Here is a 21,946-nt window from a genome sequence, read left to right on the forward strand (position 1 = left end):
AGGAGAAACCAGATGAACCGCATCGGCCAATCGCTGCTCCTTGTTCTGGTCATGCTCGTGGCCGCCGCCGCCGGCCCGGCCCGCGCGGACGAGCCGAAGGTTGTGCTGTTCGAGGATCCGGCGCTGGAGGCGAACCGGCTGCATTATCCGTTGCTTATCTCCGACGGGCGCGGCTACCGCATCCGCTGCAAGGACCAGGCGGACGAGGAAGCAGTGATCCGCGGACTTGGCTTCGCGACGGTTCCCTCGGAGGTGTTGACCGCCGTCGACAGCGCGATCGTCGCCGCGGATCCGGCCGCCAATCCGCTGCTGTGCCCCTCGGGCGAGACATACCCAATAAAGGTGTTCGCGTACGATAATGGCAGCGGCCTCATCTACTACTTGCAATTTCCCTCAGACTTCGGCGCGACGACATTTTCCGACCGGCTCTACATTCCATCCTGCGCACCGCTGGTCACCGAGTTGAAGCTCAATCTCGACCAGGCGCTGAACGCCGACCCCACGCCGTTCTTCGCCGGCAAGATCCACACCATCACGTGCCTCTCGGGCGCGCCGCTGGTCAACAAGCCGACCACCTTCGCGAAATGGTGCATCAAGGGCGACCGCACGCCGGCTGAAACGGCGACCGTGATGGCGGTGCTCGATTCAACGCCCGGCGGAGTCTCCGCGCTCGGCAACCCGGCCGCCTGCGCCACCGCACAGACCTTCCTGGAATCGATCACGACGCTGAACCTGAGCGGCAAGGGCGTGCAATCACTCGAGCCGATTGCGGTGCTGACGAACCTCACCAGCCTGTCGATCGCCGGCAACAACTCGATCGCCGAACTCGGGCCGCTGGCCAAGCTCAAGACACTGACCTTTCTTGATATTTCCGGCAATCACGTCAGCAACATCAACGCCCTGGCGCCACTGATCGCGCTGACGCGGGCCGACGTCTCCGACAACGACATCACCGACATCCGCGCGCTGTCGGCGCTCGCGTTGCTGACGAACCTCACACTCGACGACAACAAGATCGCCAGCCTTGAGCCGCTGCAATTCCTGCAGGCGCTCTCGATCCTGTCCATCGCCAACAATGGCCTCACGGGCGACATGCTCGATCCGCTCAGCGCGCTCGGCGGCCTGACCAGTCTGAACCTCGCCAACAACAAGATCGAGACCTTCGCCAATCTCGGCAGCTTCCCCTCGACGCTGGCCATCAATCTCAGCGGCAATCCAATCGTGGCGAATGGCGGGCAGAGCTTCGTTGACCTGTGCGTGCTGCACCGCGACGCGGCGACCCCGCTTGGGCAAACCATACGAGCCATGGTCGAACTGGAGGGTGGCGGGACGTGCTTGGTGGTCGGCAACAAGCTGCTGGCGACCACCGCACTCGATCTGTCGTCGAAGATCGTCAGCGACCTGCGTCCGCTCGCCACCTTACCGCAACTCACCTCGCTCAACCTGTCCAACAATGCCATCACGGACGTCTCGCCGCTTGCCGGCCTGACCAATCTCGGCACACTCAACCTGTCGAAGAATTCGATCGCCAATGTCAGACCGCTGGCAGCGCTGTCGGGCCTGATCAGTCTCGATCTTTCCGACAATCCCGTGCAAGCGAGCGACTTCCTGTCGGCATGTATGATGCGGAACCAGACCGACTTTCTAACGCCCGCGCAAACCGCGGAAGTGAACGCGCTGCTATCGATCTCGGGCAAGACTGTTTGCGGCAGAGCCTATGACGATCTCAGTTCGCGCCAGTTCGCCGATGCGAAGAACCGCGGGTTGACCAGCGTCTCGCTCTTCCCAGTGATGGGAAATCTGACCTCCATCGACCTGTCCGACAACCAATTGTCCGACGTCTCGGCGCTGTCGGCGGTACCGGGGCTGACGAAGCTTTGGATCCGCAACAACCAGATCCCCTCGATCCAGGGCATCCTCCAGCTGCGCCGCCTCGAACAACTGAACATCGACGGCAATCCCCTGTCGAACCTGATCGGCATCGGGATGCTCAACAAGCTGACAAAGCTCTATTTCTCGAACACACACGTACAATCCGTGACGCCGTTGGCGGACCTGCCGCTGCTCGAGGATGCCGGCATGCGCAATCTGCCGCTGCAATACGCCAGCTTCGCTGAATACTGCATCGTCTACCGGTTCGATTCTATTGCGCTCGGCGACGCCCGCGGCTTCATGGCGGCGCTCGACAGCCGCATGCAGGCCGACCACGTCGACAGCGCAGATTGCAGTGCAGCGCAGAACTGGGCGCAGTCACTGACCAGCCTGACTCTGAACAAGAAATCGATCATCGCCGTCAACCCCGTGGTCCATTTCCGGGCGCTGGGCGAACTTAACCTCTTCGACAATGTGATCACCGACGCGTCGCCGATCGCTTCGCTGACAGGACTTCAGAAACTGAACCTCGCCACCAACCGGCTATCCGCGATCCCGCGCTTCGGATCGAGCGGGCTCAAATACATCTACCTGAACGACAACCAGATCACCAATGTCGGCAATCTATCGAACATGCCGGCGTTGTCGGATATCGATCTGCGCAACAACCGGGTCTTCGATGCGCTGCCCCTTGGCTCGCTTCCGGCGCTGTCAGTCGTCGATCTGAGAGGCAATCGGATCGAGAACTTCGCTAGCGTCCATCCGGTGATCGGAAAGACCTATCTGGGCAACAATCCGGTCTGCTCCTTCCCGCAGCCGCTCCTCCCTCAAGTCGCCGAAGCCTGCAACCGCGAGCCGTGGCGCATCTTCGATGGAAACATTCACCTGCACGACGCGATCGCCGTCCAGCCCTCGGTCATCTGTCCGCGCCCGAACTGCTTACAGCTCATCATCGTGGGTCCGCAAATTCATCAGTAGTGCCTGCATCCGGAGAGGTAGTCCCATGTTCATAAAGACCCTTACCGCCCTCGCAGCCCTGGCCGCTGGCGCCGCAGTACTCGGCTCACCGGCCCGCGCCGAAGACAAATCTGCGACGTCGATCGTGCAGTTGCCCGCTGCGGGCGGCACTGTCACGCAGGAGGAAGGCAGCTTCACGCTGAACAACAATACGGGATCGGCGAACTTCACCGTGCCGCTACCCACCCTGCCGACGCGCGGCCAGTTCGGGCCGCAACTGAGCCTCACCTACAGCCAGTTCGCGGGCGATACCGGCAACGGGCTCGGTATCGGCTGGCAGTTCAATACCCAGGCGATCGCCGCCAATGACGATCTCGGCACGGCCGTGCCCGGCACCAAGCCAGGCGGCGATTTCTTCTCCCGCCTGTCGTATATGGGCGCGCGACTCATCTTCCTCGGCAACCAGAACGGCGTCTGGGAGTACAAGCCCGAATATGCCGAGGATTTCGTCAAGATCCTCTACCACACTGGCGCGTTCGACGTCCTTTCGCTCGACCTGACGGGCGGCCTACACACCGACACCATCTCCTCCGGTTTCGAGGTGATCAACGCCAACGGAACACGGCTGATCTTCAGCGGCGATTCCTCCGTGGCGGAGGGCAATTTCGATGTAGCCGCGCCCTATGTCACGAAATGGCCGCTGGTGCTGCAGCTCAATGCCAACCGCGAAGCCATCCGCTACGAGTACCAGCGTTTCGGTGGACGCAGCTACCTGACAAAGGCCAGCTTCGCCGGCGGTCAGAGCAGCTATCAGTTCGAGCTGATCGAGACGCAATCGACGCTCGTAAGCCACACCAATGGCAGCAAACAGGAGAACGCCCGGCTCTACGGCAAGGTGACGGCCAAGTTCAAAGACACCGTCTACGCCCAATGGTGCATGGGATATGTCGGCCGTGATACCAGTGACACGTCGAAGTTCGTCGTCCGGGCGCATCCGGACTGCCTGGCGAAGGCTCAGGCCGACCTCACGCCGCTCATCGACGCGCAGTCGGTCAATGTGCTCGACCAGCTGCGCGTGCTCTACCGGTATGGTGACACCGGCGGCGAGGCGCTGGCGCAATCGACGCTGAAGTTCCCGGACATCCATTTCGGCTATTCGTCGTGGACAAGCGCCGAACTGGCGTCGCGCCCCGTCGTGTTCGAAGCGCCGAAAATGGCGTTCGCCGGCGACATCCCGCCGCAGAATTTCGAATTGGCCGACCTCAACATGGATGCACTGGTCGACATCGTGCAGACCAAGGATGACGGCGCGACCGTGCATCTCGGAAGCGGCGACCTGAACAGCGCCTTCGGCGACACCAGCCAACTCGTGCTGTCGCGTCCGACCGAGGCTGGACTAATGCGCCAGATCGCCCCCCGGCTCACCGACAATCGCTTCGCTTTTGCCGACATCCTGGGCGACAGCTTCGTCGATATCGTCGAAATCGAAGACGGGCTGATGCACGTCTATGACGGCAAAGCCGACGGGACCTTCCCTTATCTCGGCCGCTCGATCCCGCTGCCCGGCGTCTCGCCAACGACATTCGCGGGCGGCAACGGCCGCTTCGCCGACGTTAATATGGACAGCCTGTCCGACATCGTCACGACGCGCCTCAATGCTGATCGCCGCACGGAATGGCGGATATTTCTCAATCTCACCCGGCGGCAGGCCGATGGGGGTTACAACGTCAATTTCGGAGCGCTTACCAAAGCGTTCCCATTCAACAGTCAGGACGGCCAGATACTCGGCCGCAACAATGTGCGGATGGTCGACATCAATGGCGACCGGCTGCCCGATCTCGTCGTCATCCGCCCGGCTGACCAGGGCTTCTGCCTCTATGAGAACCAGGGCAACATGTTCTCGAAGGACCCGAATGCGCTGCTGTTTGGCGACGCCGCGATCAACGATCCGGTCTGCGGTCACGGCAGCTTCTCGAAGATTGGCGGCATGCAGCCCGGCGATAACCTCGCCACAATGTGGTACATCGATGCCAACGGCGACGGCATCATCGATTTCGCGTCGATGGGCGAGCGCACTGACCAGATGCGCGTCTGGCTCGGCTTCGGCGACGGGACCTACCTGAAGGATCCGCTCAGCATCGCGCTCAATCTGCGGGTTCAACTGGGCGCGTCGACGCAGACCTTCGCTTCGCGCGTCGCAGACATCGACGGCGACGGCCAGAGCGAAATCATCGTGTTCCAGAAGCCGTCCGGCGACGAGGTGAAGCCCGTCGTCGTGATTGACTTCAACCGCACCGACACGGTGCAGTTGGTCAAGGCCAACCTGCTCACGGTCGTCGACTTCGATTCCGGCCGCCGGCACGACATTCGCTATGCGACTTCGATCGACGAGATGCTGCGCGACCGCGCCAACGGCCAGCCGACGCGCAACCTGCATTTTCCCGTTGTCGTTGCCAAGCAACTCGTCACGTCGCAGGGCATACCCGGCCAGGTTCGCGCCCAAGTGCAGACGGACGAATATTTCTACCACAATCCATTTTACGATGTGATCAATCGCCGTTTTATCGGCTTCTCGGACGTCGAGAGGATCGCGTACGGCGACGAGAACGCGGCCGGCCAGCGGGTCACGCAGCGCTCAAGCCTCGATCGCGAACAGTATTACACCTTCGCGGAAACGGCGGCTGACCTGAACCTCGCCGGCAAACTGAAGATCCGCAAGACCTATGAAGTGAAGCCCGAGGCGACGCTCGTCGCGAGCGCGGAGACGACCGAGACGCTCGATCCGTCGGCGGCGGCGCTGCACTCGCTGTCGACCGCCACGCGCACCCAGAAGCTGCCGACGACGGGGATGATGTTGAAGTGCGAGTCGTCGGTGTGGGAGACGTTTTCGCGTGGCGACGGCTCGTCCTATCTCAGAAAGGTCAAGGAGACGCTGACCGGTTCCGCCGGCGACGCCGAACAGCAGGACCCGGCCGATCCCGAATGTAAGGACCCGGTGAAGGTCCAGACGTATGCCGATTTCGACGAATTCAATATGCCCGCCTCGGAAACTGTGCAGGTTCGCGATATCCCGGGACCCGCGGATTTGACCATTCAGGGCTTTAGCCGCACCACCCAGACCGGGTATGCGCAGTCGCGTGCCGATCTCGCCGCGCTCAGCATTGTCAACGCCGCATCCGAGCGCCGTATCCTAACCGGAACGCGACTGCTCAGCCGTGAAAGCTTCACCTATCTAGCCGACGCGGGCGGTCGCATGGGCACCCGGACACTCGAAGTCTTTTCCGGCCTCAGCAACTTGCCGGCGTCGCTCGAGCAGTTCCGCAACGCCACCCGCACCCTCACCAAGAGAATGGGCTATGACGTCTTCGGCAACACCACCGCGCTGTCGGACGACCTTGGGCAGACAGAGGCCGTTCTCTACGAAGAGACCGGCACCTTGCCGATGAGCCACACCAAGATGGCGGGTGGTGCGCCTGAGCTCAACCAGATCACGTCAATGACCTACGACGGGCCACGGGCCGGAGCTGTGCGAACGATGACGACTCCCCTCGGCATGGTCGTCACCAACGACTATGACGCGCTCGGCCGTAGGATCCATGAGGTGGCAGCCGACGGTGCGGAGAAATTCTACAGCTACAAGATCGGCGAGAGCGGCCTGCCCTCACTGATCTTGACATCGAAGCGCCGTTACGCAAGCGCTGCCCAAACTCCGGAAAGCGAGAGCGAATTCATTGCCGAGCTCGCCGCCTACAACGCCCGCGGCAACCAGATCGCCGACCTGGAAAGCGTTGCCGAGGGGGGCGTGCGGGTCCGCAACTTCGCGCTCTACAATCGCAACGAGAAACTGGTCTTCCGCTGGACCCCATTCGTCGTCAGGAGCTTCGGCGGTATCGACGATCTGAACCTGCAGAAGGTCTTCGAGCTGGGCGACGTTCCGCGTCCGGATCACGAAATCGGCAACACATATACCTACGACGCAACGGGCCGCATGGTGCGTGAGTCTTACCCGTCGGGCAAGGTTTCCGAGATGACCTTCGGGCCTTGGGGCACGCACACAATAACGACCTATGCCGATCAGTTCGACGGTACGGTGCGGAGCGAGGAATATTCGCTCAGCAACGAGAACGGGGTGACCGGCTTCATCGCCGCCAATGGCGACGGCGTGATGCAAATTTCCCGCTTCGTGCGCGATTCCTTCGGCTATTTGAGCGAGATTTGGCTGCCGGGCGAAACTGCGCCTCGACGGTTGATCTACAATTCGGTCGGCGACATCGAATTCCAGTCGATCCCCGGAATGGGCGACCGGTACGCCTTCTACGACGCGCGCGGGCGGCAATCAGCGATCGCGCGCGTCGGCGTGAACGGCGAAGCTTCCGTGCAGACGTCCACCTACGACTTCCTTAACCGCAAGCTCACAGAGGTTGACGACGGTGTCCTCCATCTCGAATACCGCTACGACCGGGGCGTCGAGATAGCCTCTGCGGCCGGGTTCGAAGTGCCGATCGCGTTGCCGCTCGATAAAATAACCGAGGTCATCATCCACGATCCCAACGGCCTGTTCGATGCGGCCGAACGCTACGCCTACAACGCGAACGGCCGCATGACCGCCAACGAGGTGGAGATCAACCACGCAAAGTATGCCGATCGCTTCCATCACACGCTTGATGGCCGGATCGATTCATCGATCGGCCCACGCGGCCTGACGTCGAAATTCGCGCTCGGACCGGACAAGAATCTCCGCTCCGTGACGGTATCCCATCCGGACTTCGCCGGCCCGCAGAAAGTGATCGAGAACATCACGTACAATCCGGAAGGACGGGTCGAGCGCGTCAACTACCGGCTCGGCGCCTTCACGCAGATGACCTACGATCCGACGACGCTGTTCCTGACGCATATCGTCTCGCAAGCGGGAGGCGTTCCGCTGCAGGACTTGACCATGGCTTTCAACTCGAACGGCTCCATCACACAGATCGTCGATGCGCTGGGCAGTGGCGCCGGCGACGCGACCCATGTCGACCGTTCCGGCACCTTTCACTATGACTTCAAGAACGAGCTCGTGAGTATCGATCGCTATGGCAAGCATGCCGAATTCGGCTATTCGCCTGCCGGCACCTTCGCCCGCAATGACGAGCTCGATCCCGGAGCAGGGATTGTCCCGGCGGCAGCCAGCGCGACCGGCCTCATTCCGACCGGCAGCGCGTCCAAGCCATATGGTTTCGATGGCTTCGGCCAGCTGGCGACGTCGCCGAACCTTACCGGCACTGTCTTTGACATCAACGGCCGGCTCATCCGAGCGCAAACCGCGACCAACGACGTCTTCTACGGCTACGACCAGACCGGTCGACGCCTATACAAGAAGATTGTCGCTCCGGACGGATCGAAGCCAGACCAGCTTTATCTCTATCCAGTGGAGACATTCGAGGTCGGCCCAAAGGGCGAAGAGAGCTATGTCAACATTGCCTCGACCAAGTTGGTGCGGCTCGAGCACGGCACCGGTAAATGGTTCTATTACCTCAAGGATCATATCGAGAGCAGCGACTATGTGATCGCCTCGGGCGGCGCCCCGGTCGAGCAAATGCTCTATCGGGCATACGGAACCGAGCACAAGCCAGAAGTACTGGCTCCTGCCTGGGCCGATCACTTGACAGACATTTCGGGCGAGTTGCCGCGCGAAAAAACCCACCATCGGTTCACCGGCAAATATCTCGACGACGATACCGGGCTCTACTACTTCGGTGCCCGCTACTACGATCCGGCCCTTGGCCGCTTCGTCTCACCCGACCCGCTGTATGTCGGCGATCCTGAGCGCTGCACCGGCAACCCCACATCATGCAATCTCTTCGCCTATGCCAACAATAATCCGATGGCCTATATCGACCCGACAGGTCTCAAGGAGATCGTGGCCGGCGATGCCGCCTATCGGCGGCAAGTTGAGGAGGATATCCAACGCACAGACCCGACTGCCCGAGTCGACAGCAAGACTGGCGAAGTTTCGCAAAGCTGGCTCCACGGGGCCTGGCTCGACGTCAAGGACTTCTTCGTACCCGGTACCGGGATGGATACAGGGCGCGAACTCACCAAGAGGATTGTCGACAGCCCAGAAACGGTGACGATCCAGAACGTGGCCGGCCGCACCGGAACCGATCTCGCCGATCATACGAAGGATCCGACGACGACACCGGGAGGGGCGGTCATCTCTTACGATCCGGCGGCAGCCCGTATCCGCACGTCGAGCGAGTTCGACAAATCGACCGGCACTGTCGCGACAAACCCGGCCGATCCTGGCATCGTGCTCGCCCATGAGCAGATCCACGCCTCCCACATCCAGGCGGGACAGATTTCCGGCATGGGTCCAGCCACCTACAACGGGCTTGATGGAAAGCCACATACCTCCATGGACGAGGAAGCGCGGACCGTCGGTGTCGGCGGAACGCCGCGGCCTGACGACATAACGGAGAACCAATTGCGCGACATGCTCGGTATCAAGCCGCGCAACCACTACAACTGATTCGCGGCAACGCAGAAGGACGGAGGCATGACATGCGTAACTTCCCTCTCTCTACGGCAGCGCTGGCCGGGCTGGCGATGCTCATCACTGCGGCGGCCCTCGCTCAATCCATGAACCCGCAGATGAAGGAGCCGCAAGCGATGCCACTCGATTTCCTGACCTGGATCGATCGTGACGCAGACTGGCTGCAGAAGCAAATTGCCGCACTTGGCGGGTCGGGAAAGCTCACCATCGATGGCGGCATTCTGGAGACGACCGACCTTGATACGTTGAAGGCAGCCAATCGCATTCGTGCCTTTGCCTACCTCGCGACCAAGGGGCTGAGGCCTCCCTATTTCGATCTGACGATCGCTGCGGGTGACGCGACGAAGCGGTGCGTCACGCAATTCCCCCGCAGCATTGCTCCAGGCATCGGTCCCATGGATTTCGCAAGGAAGAGTTTCCCGGCGGACGCTGCCGACCAAACCGAACTGAAATCCTGCACGGTCGCAGGTCAGGGTAAAGACTATGCCGGGCTTGACCGGGCGACCTTTCGAGATCGCTACTTCGATGCATCAGGCACATTGAAGCCGGAATTTCGCAACCTCGGCGACGATCCCGCTTTCAGAGCCAAGGCTATCGACGAGGGCTTCTTCCTGGCGACGGAGGATTATAGCGGGCTGTTGCAGCTGGACCTGCGGTAGGCCAGCCGCGAGGTAGCAAGCAACACCTGGCGCCGGCGAAACGCTAGACTTGTATTGTCCACGTGCTTTGTGGGGCCGACCAGCGCCAGCACCAGGCGGGGCCGGTCCTTGTCGCCTTCTCCGCGCCCTCCCGGTGTGCCAATGCCAGAGATAGGAATATCGGAAGACCTGTGCGACCTTGGACTTTGGTTTTGGCTCAGAGAGCTCGTCGTGAGATGGTCGAGACTGGGCTCCATGCGGAGACTTCGACCGCAGCGATATCGTCCTTGTTGAGCTCCGCTATCAACTCGACCCGCCTGTCGCGCTTCAACAGCCGGACAAAAACCTCGTAGGCCAGCAGCACGGTGCGTGCGATGACGACCGGATTGCGGACGGAGGTATCTTCATAAGCGCCGAAGTTTTTCTCGAGAGGGCGGCGGCGGTGACGGTGGCGGTCATCGGCGTCACGGGTTTAACCCGGAATAGAGGCGCTTTTCGCGCTTTCCGCGAGTGCCTGGCGCCAACCAAATGGAAACGAGCCCGTGACAAGGCTGCTTGCAAGATCCAGCTGAAATCGCGGCGAGACGGGCTGAAGCCGTCTACGCGCTCAACTGCTTGCCGTCCTTCGACCGCCGGGATCTAGCCGGAGTTTTGACCGACGACGACCACGCCGGCTCGCTCACAAAAACAACAAGGCCCACTCCCGGGGCCTTGCCGTATCAACTCTGCTGTCGGCCCGGCCCTCAGTTTCCCATTATCTGCTTGGCATTTTCCGGCGTGATCGCGGTCGTGTCCACCGTCACCGTCGGCTCCACCGACGAAGCACACTCAAGCAGGATCTTCTTCGACATCTCGACCGCTTCCTTGGCGCCGGTCGGGTAGGTGAAGGTTGCCGCCCAGTCGCCCTTGGCCACGGCCTCGATGCCGCCGGCCGGACCCGGCAGGCCATCGGTGCCGATGATCTTGACCTGCTTGCCCGCGCCCCTGGCTGCGAGCAGCGCACCCGCCGCCATCATGTCGTTCGAGGCATAGAGCACCTTGATGTCCGGGTGCGCTTGCAGCATGGCGGAAAAGGCGGTCTGAGCTTTGTCGGGCACCCAGTCGGCGGCCTGCTCGGCCACCACTTGGATTTTGGCATTCTCCTTCACACCGTCCTTGAAGCCGTTGAGCCGCTCCACCGCTGGCGTCGAACTCGGCAGCCCCTTCAAGCACCGCCGCCTCGCCGCCTTCCGGGAGCAGGGTCTTTGCGGTGTACTTGCCCGCTTCGAGCGCGATCTTGTAATTGTCGCCGCCGATGAAGGCGGTGTAGTCCTTGCCGGGGTCGCCTACCGTTTTGCGGTCTAGTTCGATGACGGGAATGCCGGCATCCAGCGCGCGCTTCACCGCCGGGGTCATGGGTGCTGCCTCGAAGGGCGAGATCAACAGCAGATCAACTTTCTGGGTTATGAAGTTGTCGACCTGCGAGGTCTGCGTGTTGACGTTGCCGGCGCCGTCGGCGATCTGCAGCGTGAACTGCGGCACATCCTTGACCGCCGCGGTCAGCTCGTCATTGACATGCTGGCGGTAGGGCTCGGCATTGTTCGCCTGCGAAAAGCCGATGATGAACTGGCCGTCCTTGGCGCAGGCCTTGACCATCGGGTCGGCCGCTTGGGCAGCACCCGCCATGCACAGGCAAGAGCCTGCCAGAAAGGCGACCTGCAGGGCGCGCCTCGATCCTTTTTCCATCGTTGTCATGCTTGCTCTCCTCCTCGTCGGGCCTATGGCCAGACCTTGGTTTCATGGTCTTCCAAATGCTGCCGCCGGCCTCCTATCGTCCCAAACCCTCGCGGCGGCGAACGAGGGATTGAAGCACTGCCGCCAGAACGATGATCGCGGCGGTCGCGAGCAGCTGCATGGCGGGGGTAATGTTGTTGAGCTGAAGGATGTTGGCGAGCGCGCCGAGCATGATGGTGCCGGCAACGGTGCCGACCATCGAGCCGGCGCCGCCGAACAAGCTGGTGCCGCCGATGACCACGGCCGCGATGGCCGTGAGCTCATAGCCCATACCGTCATTGGCGCTGCCGAAGTTGAACTGACCCGCATGCACGATGCCGGCAAGGGCGGCGGCAAATCCGGTAATGGCGTAGACCGAGATCTTGACCATAGAGACCGGAACGCCCGAAATGCGCGCCGCTCGCTCGTTGCCGCCGACGGCAAAGACATAGCGGCCGAAGCGCGTGGTATTCAGTACCAAGGTAGCAATCGCGGCGAAGACGATGAAGACGATGGTCGCCACCGGCACTGTGTTGTTGAACAGGCGCTCGCCCAGTACCGCGAAGACAGGTGGCGCCAGGCCGGGCCCCTCGCCATAGGAAATATTAATGTACTGGTTGCCGGAAACGACCAGCGCGAGACCTCGCGCCGCCTGCAGGCCGGCGAGCGTGACGATGAACGGCTCAAGCCGAAAGCGGCTGGAAATGGTGCCCTGGATCACGCCGAAGACGGTGCCCATTACCAGCACCGCGAGAATGGTCGGGATAAGCCCGAAGCCGCCGGAGATCATCATCGTCGCGGTGACGACGCTGGAGAGACCAAGCACTGCCCCCACCGAAAGGTCGATGCCGGCGGTGATAATGACGAAGGTCATGCCGATGGCGATAATGCCGGTCTCCGACACGGCGCGCACGATGTTGGCCATGTTGTCGGGCGCAAGGAACAGTATCTCGCCATGGCGCCTGGGCGAGAAGATGACGCCGCCGATCGCCACCAGCACCAGGCCGATCAAGCTCTGGAAGCGCACGATCAGCGCGAGTGGATCGCGATGCTTTGCGGCCGGTGCGGCTAGCACCGGACCGCTCGCAACCGAAATCTTCCGTTCGGACATCACGCCTCCCTGCCAGTTGCCGCTGCCATCACGGTGTGCTCGTCAACGCCACCGGTGAATTCCGCTACATTGCGCCCCTGGCGCAGCACCACGATGCGATCGCACAGGCCAATCAGCTCCGGCATTTCGCTGGAGGCAACTAGGATGCCCAGGCCTTGTGCAGCCAACTGCCGCAGCCGCTGATAGATCTCGCCCTTGGCGCCGACATCGACGCCGCGAGTCGGCTCGTCGAGCAGCAAGAGCCGGGGATTGCCAAGCATCTCCTTGGCCAGCACCACCTTCTGCTGGTTGCCGCCGGACAGCGCGCCGACCGCGATGTCGGGATTCTTCGGCCGAATGTCGAACTGGCCGAACGATTGTTTCACCGCCTCGGCCTGGCGGCCCGGTGACATCAGTCCGCCCGGCGATATTCGCCGGATCACCGACATGACGAGGTTGAGGCCAACCGCCATCCTCAGCATTAGGCCACTGCCACGGCGGTCGTCCGTGACGAAGGCGATGCCGGCAAGGCGCGCGGCTCTGATCGAATCAAGCTTGACCGGACGGCCGGAAATGACCACGCCGCCCTCCCATTGGCCGGAAAGGCCGGTGCCGTAAAGCGCGCTCAGGAGCTCGGTGCGCCCTGCCCCCATGATGCCGGCCAGCCCGACGATCTCGCCTTCATGCACCTCGAGTGAAAGCCCTGTCGGGGCCTGCCAGCCGGCGCTGTCGCGCGCTAGCTGGAAGCTGGCATTGCGCAGGCTGAGCAGAGCCCGGCCGACGGCCGTGGTGCGCTGGGGATAGAGTTCGTCCAGTGGGCGCCCGACGAGCAGCCGCACCAGTTCGGCCTGCGGTGTGTGCGGATCGGTGATGCCAGCTACACGTCCGTCCCGCATCACCGTCACCCGGTCCGCGATCTGCGGCACTTCCTCCAGACGGTGGGAGATATAGACGATGCCGACGCCACTGACGGCGAGCTTGCGCATGATGTCGAACAGCCTCTCGACCTCGCCCACCGTTAGGGCCGCCGTCGGCTCGTCCATGATCAGGACCCGCGTCGCATAGGACAACGCTTTGACGATCGCAACGACCTGGCGTTGCCCTATCGAGAGGTCGCCGACTAGCCCGGCGGGATCGATAGCCAGTTCGATAGCTTGCAGACGCTTGCGAGCTTCGCGGCGCATCCCCGCCACATCGAGCAGTCCGCCCGAGCGCATCAATTCGCGGCCAAGGAAGAGGTTTGACGCGACATCGAGCGTTGGAACGAGATCAAGCTCCTGAAAAATGGTCGCAATTCCGGCCGTCTGCGCCTCGCGCGGGTTGTTGAACCGCACCGGCTTGCCGTCAATCTGGATTGTACCTTCGTCGGGTGCGTAAACTCCCGACAGCAGATTCATCAATGTCGATTTGCCGGCGCCGTTCTCGCCCAGCAGGGCGTGGATCTCGCCTGGCTTGAGATCAAAATCGACACCGCGTAGTGCCTGAACGCCGCCGAAGCGTTTCACGGCCCCTGTCACCGATAGAAGCGGCGCGCTCATGCCGGCCTCCCGCAGGATTGACGGGCATGCAGCGTCGCCTGAAGCCGCACCGAGCGGGGCTCTGTATCCGTTGATGCAATTCGGGCGCTAAGCAGCGATGCGGCCTGCCGCCCGATTTCGGCGCAAGGCTGCGCAATAAGGGTCAGTTGCGGCTCAAAACAATCGGCCCATTCGAAGTCGTCAAAGCCGACAAGTGAAAGATCCCGAGGTATTTCGAGACCTTTTTCGCGAACCGCTCGGACCGCTCCGATCGTCGCCATATTGTTGCCGGTGACCAAGGCCGTAGGCGGCGAAGGCAACGACAACATCGCGCGGGTCGACGCCGTAGCGCTCGCCGTGTCGACGTTCCCTGGCTGCAGATATTCCGACACGTAGGCAAGTCCGTTAGCCATCAAAGCTGACTTGAACGCATCGATACGTTCGCGAGTCGTAGCAAGGCCCGGCTGCCCTGCAATGAACCCAATCCGCTGATGGCCGAAGGATGCGACGTGATCGATAAGAGCGCGCATCGCAGATTGGTTCTCAACGCCGATCTGGTCAAATCGTTCGTCGGCAAACCGGTCGATCAGAACGCAGGGAACCATTTTCTCGGCAAGGTAATTGGTGGCTCGCTCTGGGGCACCCGAGGGCGCCAAAATAACGCCGTCAACACGTCGTTGATGGAAGGCGCGAACGACCGCAAGCTCCCGATCAGGATCGTCCTGCGTGTCGGAAAGGAAAACCATGAGGCCAAGACGCGCGCATTCCGCTTCCACGGCACAGATGATGTCAGTGAAATACGGGTTCGAGATCGCCGAAATCGCCAAGCCGACGCTGTTGGTTGAAGCGACCTTGAGGGAACGCGCCAGCCCATTGGGCTGATATCCAAGCAAAGCAATCGCTTCGTTAATGGCTCTCGATTTCGCAGGCGAGACAAAGCGCGTGCGGTTGATCACATGTGACACCGTTGAGACCGACACCCCGGCACGACGGGCTACCTCAACCATCGTTGCCATTGCGGCTCAAACGGAGTGCTACACGCAAGCGCTCCTCCCTGATGTTGCGCTTTAAACCCGCTCTGTCCTGGCGGATACAATAACCATAGTGCCATCGAAACGTTTGCGCAATCGATTCGATAGTCGTTTTGATCTAATTAGACTAATGTTGTCTGGAATGGAGCAAAGCAGACATACGACGTCCGCTCGCTCACCACCCGAACTTTGTGGGCACGTTTAGGAACGGTGCGCGAGCAGATACCAACCCGTCGGAAAGATCACGGTCCCGAGAGACGCTTCAATCTGGCGTCACGCACCTTATCGGCTCGCTGGCGGCACTGGCGGGACATCGTCGGCTATCTCCTGCCTGAGCCTTGGTCCTTTGCTGAGCCGGCGACCGAGCGCATCGACGAAATTGTCGTAGCGCTGCAAGCCCTTGGCGCGCGCCTCCGCTTGCGCCGATTCCGGCAAGGCTGGAGTCGAGTTGAGCCAAAACCGGACGAACAATGCTAGCGTCTCAATAGCAATTCCGACGTCCCGCTCGACCCGCTGCACGCGTCGATCGATCTGGTCGAGGCGGCGAGTGATCGCCGCTTGCTTTCGTTCTTCGGCATCAGGCGACAGGAACGACGCGAGCGCAGCCTCGGCGACCAGTGACAGCGAGACCTCGCGCCGCCCAGCGTAATCCGCCAGTGCCCTCATTATGTCAGGGTCGAGATAGGCAGACAGACGTCTTTTCTTGGCGTTCTTCATGCGCTCAAAGCTCAATGCCATCATTGGGGTCAAGGGCGGCCTGACGAGCTGCGCGTCTCATGGCTTGATCGACACTGCGGCGACGAACGGCGTCATCATCGGGCTCGTCCCTGTCGAGGTCGAACTCATCGTCGCAGCGTGCCGTTCGTTCCGGCGCGATGTCTTCGTGTTCGGGAAGCTCGGGCTGGCGGCGAATGCCGCCATTGGCCGGATCCTCGTCCTGCTGATCCCTGGCAAGCCTCAGCTTGCGAGATTTGCCTTCCGGCCCAGCAAGAAGTGTCGTGTCGGTCCAGTCGTCAGGGCGAGCGTTCTGCGTTGTCCCTCCGGTCCTTGGTGGCGGCAAGACACGCTCGGCAAGACGCGGGTCGGCAAAGTAGCGTGCCTTCTTCGCCCGGATTGGGAACTGGCCCGAGATCATAATGATCGCCTCGGTCGGCGGCAGTTGCATGATCTCGCCCGGCGTCATCAGTGCACGCGCCGTTTCCTGCCGCGAGACCATCAGATGCCCGAGCCAGGGCGACAATCTGTGCCCCGCATAGTTCTTCATGGCGCGCAACTCGGTCGCGGTCCCCAGAGAGTCTGAGACGCGCTTGGCCGTCCTTTCGTCATTGGTGGCGAAGCTCACCCGCACATGACAATTGTCGAGGATGGAATTGTTCGGTCCGTAGGCCTTCTCGATCTGATTGAGCGATTGTGCAATCAGGAACGACTTGATGCCATACCCGGCCATGAAGGCCAGCGCGCTTTCGAAGAAATCGAGCCTGCCGAGCGCGGGAAACTCGTCCAGCAGCATCAAAAGACGCTGCCGGTGATCCTTCGCGTGAAGATCTTCGGCGAGCCTGCGGCCGATCTGGTTAAGCACGAGTCGCATCAGCGGCTTTGTGCGACTGATGTCCGATGGCGGTACGACCAGATAAAGCGTCGTCGGCCGTGCCTCCTCGACAAGGTCTGCGATCCGCCAGTCACAGCATGACGTCACCTTGGCCACAACTGGATCGCGGTAGAGGCCCAGAAAACTCATGGCTGTCGAGAGCACGCCGGAACGCTCGTTCTCGGACTTGTTAAGCAGTTCCCGAGCAGCCGACGCCACGACGGGATGCGGGCCTGCATCACCCAAATGCCGCGTCAGCATCATGGCGCGCAGCGTTGCCTCGATTGGCCGCTCTGGATCGGAAAGGAAGTTCGCCACGCCTGCGAGGGTCTTGTCTTTCTCCGCATAGAGCACGTGCAGTATTGCGCCGACCAGCAACGCATGGCTGGTCTTCTCCCAGTGGTTGCGGCGTTCCAATGTGCCTTCTGGGTCGACCAGGACATCCGCCACGTTCTGCACATCTCGAACTTCCCATTCGCCCCGTCGCACCTCCAGCAGAGGATTGTAGGCTGCTGATCCAGCATTGGTCGGGTCGAACAGAAGCACGTGGCCGAAACGGGCCCGCCATCCGGCCGTCAGTTCCCAGTTTTCGCCCTTGATGTCGTGGACGATTGCCGAACCCGGCCAGGTCAGTAGTGACGGCACGACCAGGCCGACGCCTTTGCCGCTTCGGGTCGGTGCGAAACATAGCACGTGTTCCGGACCGTCGTGGCGCAGATAGTGTCGGCCCAACATACCCAGGATCACCCCATCCTGACCGATCATCCCAGCGGCCTTGATTTCGTCTCGCGTCGCCCAGCGCGCCGAGCCGTAAGTCGTGGTGTCCTTTGCCTCGCGCCCCCGCCACAGCGACATCCCGATCGCTGCGACGATAGCCATGAGGCTTCCGCTCGCCGCAATCGCCGCGCCCTCCAGGAAGACCTTCGGCGCGTAGGCGTCGTAGAAAAACCACCACCAGAAAAAGGCTGGCGGCGGATAAACGGGCTGTCCAGCCAATTCGAACCACGGCGGACCGAGTTGGCTTTGAAAGCCGAGCCGCCCTGCCGTCCACTGTGTTGCTCCCCATGTCGTCGCGACGACGATCAGAAAGGCGGTGAGTATCTGGCCCCATAAAACCTTGCTTGCCGGCATCGATCGTTTCCCAAATGGATGATCGGAACAACCGAAAAGCTCGAATTCCTAAATCCGCAAGAAGAAAGGGGCGGTCGAAGCAGCATGGCGTACCCGGACGTGGAAAGACTTGCCCGATGCGGGCTCGAATGTTGAACGAGCATCGGGGGGCTGCTTTCTTCTGGAGCCGTTGAGCCGCTACTTTGCCCAATGATAATTAGTTGTCTCGGCTCAGATGGCATTTGACGAGATGGACGGGTTCTTGGAGAACCGCGGATTGCCCACGACCAAATGAACAAGAGCCCTCAGCGGCGCGCCGAGCCGGAGAACGCTCTAGTCCCGGCAAGTGGTGGTCAGCCGGAATTGCCGTTCTGCTGAGCTCGAATCTTACCGCCTCCCTGATCGGTAGCGCGATAGATCCAGAGCCGACTCGATGAGCAGACCCATCAAGTCTGTTCAATTTTGTTAATCAATTCAGTCACATAAACTATTGCCATGGACTTTCGTTGGAACTGTCGCGCGCGCCGGCCTCACGGGTCGCGGAATCTATTGGGCCGCACCAAAGTTCCAGATGTCCCGATGCAGGCGCCACGTCCCGTCGTCCCCTTTTTTCCAAACGACAATGTACTTGCCCGCAACGGTGGAAGGGGCACCGCCTTTGCTCGGCACACCGAGCGTAAATGCGCCAACTTCGTAGGCGAGATTCCCGCTCTCTTCCACTTCCAGCGCCTTCAGGGTGAGATTCTTCATCCCGGCCTTGATTGCGCCCTGCCAGAATTCTTCCACGCCCTTGCGGTCATCGACGCGTTTGCCGTCGGGTGGCAGCAGGGCGGCATCGTCGGTATACATTTGACCTACCGCTGCTGCGTTTCCGCTGTTGAAGGCGTCCATGAATTTTACCAACGCCGCTTCGATGTCCTCACGAGCCGAGTGGGCGGCCGCAGACAATGCAGACGAAAGAAGCAGCACAGCAGCAAATGCAAATGACTGAACCAGTCTCATTTCGTCCTCCCTTGCGTGCCCGACATGCCCACCCGATGAATAGCGCCGACCCAAGGGCGCCGCGGCGCGTTCGATGGCCAGGCGCGTATTTTATTAGACTTATCTGATATGACGGCGCAAGCGCAACTGCGACCCTCGGAATGACCAGCGTAGCAGCTGCCGGAGAACTTCAAAGCGGCGGCTACCGCCTCACTGCCCTCCTCGTCTCGACGAAAGAGTTCGTTCGAATGATGCTTTTCCGTGGCTTTGCTCGCAAGTTTTCGTCAGCCAGCACAGGGCCTCCTCTTACGGTCGCTGGTCGTCAAGGCCCAGCGGCCACTAGCTGACAGTCCCCCCCGTAGCCAAGCCGCTGGGCCCCTCGACGTGGGGAACGAGCATTGGAGACGATGTCGCGCTTTCCGTTACAGCCCGAAGGCGGGTGACAGATGACCGCGTCAGCCTCTCCACTCCGAGCTACGATTTCACGCATTCGATCAGGCACAGCTCTCTCGGGCACCAAGCATGAGTCAGCTCCCGAATGAGCAGGTGCCGCCCAGTTCAGCTTCGGCCCTTGCGCGCGCAAAGTATTGGGCGAGATCGATCGGCAGTCCGATCGGCAAATTGGGGCAGCGATGGCGAGAATGAATGCCAGGAACTTCCCTTCGGTGCCGCTTCGTCGATCTGTTTGCCGAGAAGACGCGCGCTGCGTGCCGCCCCCCATACCGCAGAGAACTCACTTCAGGTCACACACACACACGACGCCACCGAGATCCTGCATCACTTTTCTACTCCGACGCCGCCACGTCACCAAGATCAGTCGCGAGCGTGATCGCGGCTATCAAATCGGGATCGCGCACCGGAGCGCTCTATGAGTGAGCCCCGAACGGCGCGCTCGAGCAATCCGGCTCGACGTAAGGCGGGCCATCCGTGCCGGCCTCGTGACTAAGACGGGCGAATGGCGGTTCCTGGACTCACCTTTTTGGTCTGAAGTCGCTTCCTTGAGCCGGTGGCGGAGTTCTTGCTTGATCGACCTCAGCACTGTTTTAGAATCGGTTTTCGGAAAATTTGTCTTGTGGCATCATTTTTCATGGGGTAGGATCATTTTTCATAGGTTTTGCCGACTAAACCAAAATTCAATGGAAGGATTCGCGTTTCATGCCTGCGGTGCAACAGCACCAATTTTCAGGTCCTGTTACCGTTTTTCAGGAAATCCGCCTTCCTGAAACGGCGACCCCGGCCGGGTACAGCGCCCTGATCGGAGCCTACAGGCTCGCCGCGCCCTTGCCCCGTAGGTTGTTCGCCACTGGCGAGCATCATCGCATTACCGAACGGGATGGCTGGCGGATCATGACCCCCCGCCATGCCCCAAATCCTACCCTCGAAGGCCACCTGACCTTTGCGCTCAAGTACGAGGGACTGGACCTTGCCGTCCTCAAGCGGCTGTTCCAAGTGACCGGTCCCGCGCCGATCGAGGCGCTGGTCCGTGAAAGCCCGACCGGCAGTTATGCCCGCCGCATCTGGTTTTTATATGAATGGCTGAGGGACGCGCGTATCGATCTGCCGGACGCGGAGGCCGGACGATACATTCCGGTTGTCGATCCCGAGCTGCAGTGGCCCGGACCCGACAAGACCGCTTCGCGCTATCGCGTAAGGGACAATCTCCCCGGCACGCGTGAGTTCTGCCCTCTGGTGTTCCGCACCAAGATTCTCGAAAAATTCATCGGCCTTGAACTACCGCGGCGCGCGGAGGCAATCGTAGCGGACGTGCCGCGCGACCTCCTTGCTCGGACCGCCGCCTTTCTTTTGCTCAAAGACTCGCGATCAAGCTACGCGATCGAGGGCGAGCACCCGCCGCAAGATCGCATCCAGCGCTGGGGCCGCGCCATCGGCGAAGCCGGCCGCTGGCCGATCGATCGCGATGAGCTGCTGCGCCTGCAAAGAATTGTACTTGGTGACGCTCGTTTCGTAAACCTTGGCTTCCGAAAAGAAGGAGGTTCCGTCGGTGAGCATGATCGAGACAACGGTACGCCCTTGCCCGATCACATCAGCGCTCGGCCCGAGGACCTGCCGCGGCTAATCGATGGAATGGCGGCGTTCGATCAGGGCCCCGCGCAAAAGCTTGATGCAGTCGTAGCCGCCGCAATCCTCGCCTTCGGCTTTGTCTATATTCACCCGTTCGAGGACGGAAACGGCCGCATTCACCGCTACCTAATCCACCACGTCCTTGCCATGCGCGGCTTCAATCCGCCGGGAGTGGTCTTTCCCGTCTCGGCCGCGATCCTGGACCAGATCAACGAGTACAGGGGCGTGCTCGAGAGCTATTCGCAGCGCCTTCTGCCGTTGGTGGAATGGGAACCGACGCCGCAATTCAACGTCCGGGTGCTGAATGACACCGGTGATTTCTACCGGTTCTTCGATGCAACCCCGCACGCCGAATTCCTCTATGCTTGCGTTCAGCGGACGATCGAACGGGACCTTCCCGAGGAAACCGCATTTCTGCAGCGCTACGATCAGTTCCGGCAGCAGGTGGACGCCTTTATCGACATGCCCGAGCGGTTGACCGATCTGCTCTTCCGTTTTCTTCACCAGAATGATGGCCATCTATCGAACCGCGCGCGCGAGAAGGAATTCGCCGCGCTGACCAGTGACGAGGCAGGAAGAATCGAGGCGATCTACGCGCAAACCTTTGGTGCCCATTGAAGGTGTGATCATCAGGATCGATTTTAGTCCGACGGTTTGCGATTCCCTTGTCCCTGCCTTCATCTCCGATGCTTGACTTGTCGCCGAGACATGCACGATTTTTTCCGCACGGTCTGACCGGCCGCCGATCAGCCGCGGCCAGAACGCGCTTGACAAACCGGAGCGGTCCCGTCCAACC

10 protein-coding genes and 1 pseudogene are annotated in these 21,946 nt (G+C 61.2%); 4 read left to right on the forward strand and 7 right to left on the reverse strand.

What is annotated here, in order from left to right:
* Positions 1-12: 12 nt before the first annotated feature.
* From NKJ81_RS06865 to NKJ81_RS06875, 3 genes are read left to right on the forward strand one after another with little or no spacing between them, the layout of a single operon-like run.
* Positions 13-2,850 (forward strand): leucine-rich repeat domain-containing protein, encoded by a 2,838-nt coding sequence (locus NKJ81_RS06865; RefSeq protein ID WP_352540059.1) that lies wholly within the window; start codon positions 13-15, stop codon positions 2,848-2,850.
* Positions 2,851-2,875: 25 nt separating this feature from the next.
* The gene (locus NKJ81_RS06870; protein ID WP_352540060.1) at positions 2,876-9,337 is read left to right on the forward strand and encodes an RHS repeat-associated core domain-containing protein; all 6,462 of its coding nucleotides are present in this window, start codon (positions 2,876-2,878) and stop codon (positions 9,335-9,337) included.
* Positions 9,338-9,369: 32 nt separating this feature from the next.
* Positions 9,370-10,020, forward strand: a complete 651-nt coding sequence (locus NKJ81_RS06875) for a hypothetical protein (RefSeq protein WP_352502906.1) — start codon at positions 9,370-9,372, stop codon at positions 10,018-10,020.
* Positions 10,021-10,742: 722 nt separating this feature from the next.
* On the opposite strand, the pseudogene NKJ81_RS06880 reads toward NKJ81_RS06875, so the two are convergent.
* The 7 genes and pseudogenes from NKJ81_RS06880 to NKJ81_RS06910 all read right to left on the reverse strand — a co-directional run bounded on the left by NKJ81_RS06880 (position 10,743) and on the right by NKJ81_RS06910 (position 19,089).
* Positions 10,743-11,733: pseudogene (locus NKJ81_RS06880) on the reverse strand (substrate-binding domain-containing protein).
* A gap of 73 nt (positions 11,734-11,806) precedes the next feature.
* Positions 11,807-12,862 (reverse strand): ABC transporter permease, encoded by a 1,056-nt coding sequence (locus NKJ81_RS06885; RefSeq protein WP_352540061.1) that lies wholly within the window; start codon positions 12,860-12,862, stop codon positions 11,807-11,809.
* Positions 12,862-14,379 (reverse strand): sugar ABC transporter ATP-binding protein, encoded by a 1,518-nt coding sequence (locus tag NKJ81_RS06890; RefSeq protein ID WP_352540062.1) that lies wholly within the window; start codon positions 14,377-14,379, stop codon positions 12,862-12,864. Before NKJ81_RS06890 ends, NKJ81_RS06885 begins: the two co-directional genes overlap by 1 nt.
* Positions 14,376-15,374 (reverse strand): LacI family DNA-binding transcriptional regulator, encoded by a 999-nt coding sequence (locus tag NKJ81_RS06895; protein WP_352540063.1) that lies wholly within the window; start codon positions 15,372-15,374, stop codon positions 14,376-14,378. Before NKJ81_RS06895 ends, NKJ81_RS06890 begins: the two co-directional genes overlap by 4 nt.
* A gap of 297 nt (positions 15,375-15,671) precedes the next feature.
* On the reverse strand, positions 15,672-16,127 hold the full coding sequence (locus tag NKJ81_RS06900; protein ID WP_352470524.1) for a CopG family transcriptional regulator: 456 nt from the start codon (positions 16,125-16,127) through the stop codon (positions 15,672-15,674).
* Positions 16,111-18,108 (reverse strand): conjugal transfer protein TraG, encoded by a 1,998-nt coding sequence (locus NKJ81_RS06905; protein ID WP_352540064.1) that lies wholly within the window; start codon positions 18,106-18,108, stop codon positions 16,111-16,113. Before NKJ81_RS06905 ends, NKJ81_RS06900 begins: the two co-directional genes overlap by 17 nt.
* Before the next feature lie 525 nt (positions 18,109-18,633).
* The gene (locus NKJ81_RS06910) at positions 18,634-19,089 is read right to left on the reverse strand and encodes a YybH family protein (RefSeq protein WP_352470526.1); all 456 of its coding nucleotides are present in this window, start codon (positions 19,087-19,089) and stop codon (positions 18,634-18,636) included.
* Positions 19,090-20,223: 1,134 nt separating this feature from the next.
* On the opposite strand from NKJ81_RS06910, the gene NKJ81_RS06915 reads away from it, so the two are divergent.
* Complete coding sequence (locus tag NKJ81_RS06915; RefSeq protein WP_352540065.1) at positions 20,224-21,768, forward strand: Fic family protein; 1,545 nt, start codon at positions 20,224-20,226, stop codon at positions 21,766-21,768.
* Positions 21,769-21,946: the final 178 nt, after the last annotated feature.

It is taken from the genome of Mesorhizobium sp. M0018, assembly GCF_040323955.1.
GTDB lineage: Bacteria > Pseudomonadota > Alphaproteobacteria > Rhizobiales > Rhizobiaceae > Mesorhizobium.

Excerpts from the sequence above, each read along its gene's own strand:
- NKJ81_RS06895 (WP_352540063.1), bottom strand. The coding sequence starts at position 15,374 with ATGGCAACGATGGTTGAGGTAGCCCGTCGTGCCGGGGTGTCGGTCTCA.
- NKJ81_RS06885 (WP_352540061.1), bottom strand. The coding sequence starts at position 12,862 with ATGTCCGAACGGAAGATTTCGGTTGCGAGCGGTCCGGTGCTAGCCGCA.
- NKJ81_RS06870 (WP_352540060.1), top strand. The coding sequence starts at position 2,876 with ATGTTCATAAAGACCCTTACCGCCCTCGCAGCCCTGGCCGCTGGCGCC.
- NKJ81_RS06890 (WP_352540062.1), bottom strand. The coding sequence starts at position 14,379 with ATGAGCGCGCCGCTTCTATCGGTGACAGGGGCCGTGAAACGCTTCGGC.
- NKJ81_RS06875 (WP_352502906.1), top strand. The coding sequence starts at position 9,370 with ATGCGTAACTTCCCTCTCTCTACGGCAGCGCTGGCCGGGCTGGCGATG.
- NKJ81_RS06910 (WP_352470526.1), bottom strand. The coding sequence starts at position 19,089 with ATGAGACTGGTTCAGTCATTTGCATTTGCTGCTGTGCTGCTTCTTTCG.
- NKJ81_RS06905 (WP_352540064.1), bottom strand. The coding sequence starts at position 18,108 with ATGCCGGCAAGCAAGGTTTTATGGGGCCAGATACTCACCGCCTTTCTG.
- NKJ81_RS06915 (WP_352540065.1), top strand. The coding sequence starts at position 20,224 with ATGCCTGCGGTGCAACAGCACCAATTTTCAGGTCCTGTTACCGTTTTT.
- NKJ81_RS06865 (WP_352540059.1), top strand. The coding sequence starts at position 13 with ATGAACCGCATCGGCCAATCGCTGCTCCTTGTTCTGGTCATGCTCGTG.
- NKJ81_RS06900 (WP_352470524.1), bottom strand. The coding sequence starts at position 16,127 with ATGGCATTGAGCTTTGAGCGCATGAAGAACGCCAAGAAAAGACGTCTG.